General features: G+C 59.2%; 2 protein-coding genes. One reads left to right on the top strand and one right to left on the bottom strand.

The annotated features are described in order from the left end of the window. Positions 1 to 54: 54 nt before the first annotated feature. Positions 55 to 1,773: a bifunctional isocitrate dehydrogenase kinase/phosphatase gene (aceK, locus tag AC1DRJ_RS23425; protein WP_477804245.1), complete on the bottom strand. Its 1,719-nt coding sequence runs from the start codon at positions 1,771 to 1,773 to the stop codon at positions 55 to 57. Positions 1,774 to 1,930: 157 nt separating this feature from the next. Here aceK and AC1DRJ_RS23420 point away from each other — a divergent pair, with 157 nt between their 5' ends. Continuing rightward, positions 1,931 to 2,839, top strand: coding sequence for a DMT family transporter (locus AC1DRJ_RS23420; protein ID WP_477804244.1), 909 nt, complete (start codon positions 1,931 to 1,933; stop codon positions 2,837 to 2,839). Positions 2,840 to 2,896: the final 57 nt, after the last annotated feature.

The raw sequence follows: 2,896 nt of genomic DNA, 5'->3' as shown, positions 1-2,896 counted from the left end.
GCCGAACGCAGCCTCGCTGGGGCTCGACAGCTGCTACGGGAGCATGCGAGCCGACTATTCGTTATCGAGGCCTTTGCGCCGATACGGGAACACGTCGATCACTTTGCCCGCCCGAATGGCTTCCTGCAGGCTTTTCCAGTAATCGGCGTTGTACAACTCGCCATGCAGTTGATCAAACAACTTGCGCTGTCCGGAGTCGGCAAACAAAAACGGTGGAAACTCCTCAGGGAACACATCCAGCGGCCCGATCGAATACCAAGGTTCCGACGCCATCTCGTCTTCCGGCGTGCGCGGTTGCGGGATGTGGCGGAAGTTGGCCTCGGTCAGGAAGCAGATCTCGTCATAGTCATAAAACACCACGCGACCGTGGCGGGTGACGCCGAAGTTTTTCAGCAACATGTCACCGGGAAAGATATTCGCCGCCGCCAGTTGCTTGATCGCCAAGCCGTAATCTTCCAGTGCCTCATGCACCTGCGCGTCGTTGGCGTTTTCCAGGTACAGGTTCAGCGGCGTCATCCGCCGTTCGGTCCAGCAGTGGCGGATCAGCACGGTGTCGCCTTCCACCGATACCGTGGATGCGGCCACTTCGAGCAGTTCTTCCAGGCACGCCGGGTCGAATTTGCTCAACGGAAAACGGAAATCGGCGAACTCCTGGGTATCGGCCATGCGCCCGACGCGGTCGACGCTTTTTACCAGACGGTATTTCTCGATCACCGTGGCGCGGTCGACGTTTTTCGATGGCGAGAAACGGTCCTTGATGATCTTGAACACGGTGTTGAAACCCGGCAGGGTAAACACGCTCATGACCATGCCGCGTACACCGGGGGCCATGATGAACTGGTCGTCGGTGTTGGCCAGGTGATTGATCAGCGCCCGGTAGAACTCGGATTTGCCGTGTTTGTAGAAACCGATCGAGGTGTACAGCTCGGCGATGTGTTTGCCCGGCAGGATGCGCTTGAGGAAACCGATGAACTCCGCCGGCACCGGCACATCGACCATGAAATACGAACGGGTGAACGAGAAGATGATCGACACGTCCGCTTCATCGGTAATCAGCGCATCGATCTGAATCCCGCGACCTTCGCGGTGCAGCAGCGGAATCACCAACGGCCACTGTTCGTCGTGGGTGTAGATGCGCCCAACCAGATACGCCCCTTTATTGCGATACAGCACCGAGGAAAACAGCTCGACGCGCAACTCCGGGTCTTTGCACACCCAGTCCGGCAGGTTCTCGCGCAGTTGCGCTTCGAGGCGGCTCAAGTCGCCGGCCAGATCGGCGTAATCCTCGCTGAAGCGGTAGTCGGCAAAAATGCTCGCGAGCATGTCGGACAAATGCCCCTGCGGTTTGTACGTGCGGGTTTGTGCTGCGCGGGCCCGGCGCAGGCTCGGGCGTGTGGTGTGGATGAACATGCAGCCGTCGCTGATGAGGTCATGGCTGAACAAACCGCAGAAAATCGAGTTGTACCAAGTCTCGGACAGTTCATCGTCAAAGCGCAGGTCGATCAGCTTGATGTACGCGCTTTTGACCAGCGGCCAGCAGCTGACATCCAGCGTGTCGCTGTCGAAAGCGACCCGTAGCCGTTCCACCGTTTCGCTGACTTTTTCTTCATAGAGGTTGATCCGCGCAGCCGACGCGACTTGCGTGTCCTGCCACTGGGCCTGCTCGAAACGCGCCCGGGCACCGTCGGTGATCTGCCGGAAATGCTCGCGGTAATCGTCAAAGCCATCGAGGATCATTCGGGAGATATCGGCGGCTGGCCATTGCTGCGGCATGGTGAGACCTCTGCGGGAATTCGTGAGCCCTGAGCTTAGCCAGTGAACCGGGTGCAGGAGAAGCGTAATTTTGCGCTGAAGTTATTTGCCCGTTTTTCGGTTGCCATCGATCAGGCCCTCGGCAACACTCTCGTCCCCATCAAGGAAGGAGTGCACCGTGAGTCCCGTCGATATCGTCCGTTTACTGTCGCTGGCGGCCATTTGGGGGGCGAGTTTTCTGTTCATGCGCATCATCGCCCCTGTGATTGGCACCGTCCCCACGGCTTTTTTCCGTGTGTCGATTGCCGCCGCCGGCCTGCTGGTGATTCTCGGATTGATGCGCATCAGCTGGGATTTCAAAGGCAAACTCAAGACCGTGATGCTGCTTGGGGTGATCAACTCCGGGATTCCAGCGACGCTCTATTCGGTGGCCGCCCAAGTGCTGCCGGCCGGGTACTCGGCAATCTTTAACGCGACGACGCCACTGATGGGCGTGCTCATCGGCGGGTTGTTCTTTCATGAACGACTCACCGCCGCCAAGCTCGGCGGGGTTTTCCTCGGATTGTTGGGTGTTGGTGTCCTGACCCGTGCGGGCCCGGTCGCGTTCGACCTGCAACTGCTGATGGGCGCCCTCGCCTGCCTGCTTGCCACCACGTGCTATGGCTTCGCCGGTTTCCTCGCCCGTCGCTGGCTGGATCAGGCCGGTGGTCTCGACAGCCGTTTGTCTGCGCTGGGCAGCATGTTGGGGGCGACGTTGTTTCTGCTGCCGCTGTTCGGCTACAGCGTGATCAGCCAACCGCCGGCGAGTTGGGGTGGCTGGAATGTCTGGTTGTCGTTGCTGGGGTTGGGGTTAGTGTGTACCGCACTGGCGTATATCATTTATTTCCGTTTGCTCAGCTCGATCGGGCCGGTGAGGTCGATGACCACGACCTTCCTGATCCCGCCGTTCGGGGTGTTGTGGGGGGCGTTGTTACTGGATGAGCCGTTGTCCATGGCGCATGTCTATGGCGGGATGTTGATTGCGGCGGCGTTGTGGTTGGTGTTGAAGCCTTCGGTGGTGAAAGTGGCTGAGATGACTGCCAAGTAATTTGTGGTGTTGCTGATGACGCCTTCGCGAGCAAGCCCGCTCCCACATTTGACCGCA

Source organism: Pseudomonas sp. P5_B2, assembly GCF_056400445.1.
Note: the sequence above shows the minus strand (reverse complement) of the source record. Positions and strands in the feature narration are given on the sequence as shown.